Here is a 777-nt window from a genome sequence, read left to right as displayed (position 1 = left end):
GTCCGGAACTCCCGCTGCTGGAGCGGCAGGAGGAGCGCGAGCGCCTGGTGCGCCTGCTGTCGCGCGGCCGTTCCGTGCGCCTCACCGGCCCCTCCGGCTCCGGCCGCACGGCCCTGCTGGACGCCGTCGCCGCCGACTGCGCCGACCTGGCGCCCGACGGTGTCGTCCGCCTCAACGGCCGCCACCGCACCACCACCGACCTGCTGCACGAGCTCTTCGCCGCCGTCCACGACGCGCCGCGGTACCGGCCCGACCGGGCCGAACTCCTGGCGCTGGTACACGAGATCGGCGCGGTCGTCGTCCTGGACGACCTGGAGTTCGGCGGCGCCGCGCTCGACGAGCTCCTCGACGCCACCCCCGAGTGCGCGTTCCTGCTCGCGGCCACGCCCGAGATCGCCGCGCCCTCCGCCGACTCGCACCTCGAGGAGGTCTTCCTCGGCGGCCTCGACCGCACCGGCTGCCTGGAGCTGCTGGAGCACGCCACGGGCCGCCCGCTGACGGACGAGGAGGCCGACTGGGCGGCCGACCTGTGGTTCGCCTCCGAGGGCCTGCCGCTGCGCTTCGTCCAGGCCGGCGCGCTGCTGCGGCAGCGCGACAACCCGCCGGGCGCGGAGTCCGCCGCGGAACCGTCCGCGCCGCAGGCCGCGGCCGACGAGTTCGGCGTCTTCGCCGAACGGCCGTACGTGGCCGCCTCCGAGCCCGCGGCCGACTCCGAGGGGGACGGGGACGCCCCCGCCGCCCCGGACGTCCCGCTGCCCGCCCTCGCCTCGGCGACCG

The 777-nt window shown here is 77.6% G+C and carries 1 protein-coding gene; it reads left to right on the top strand.

What is annotated here, in order from left to right; genetic code table 11:
* Positions 1-777, top strand: a 777-nt coding sequence (locus K6I34_RS37645) for an ATP-binding protein (protein WP_229332498.1), incomplete at both ends; no start/stop codon positions are given.

The organism is Streptomyces sp. UNOC14_S4 (genome assembly GCF_020740835.1).
GTDB lineage: Bacteria > Actinomycetota > Actinomycetes > Streptomycetales > Streptomycetaceae > Streptomyces.
Note: the sequence above shows the minus strand (reverse complement) of the source record. Positions and strands in the feature narration are given on the sequence as shown.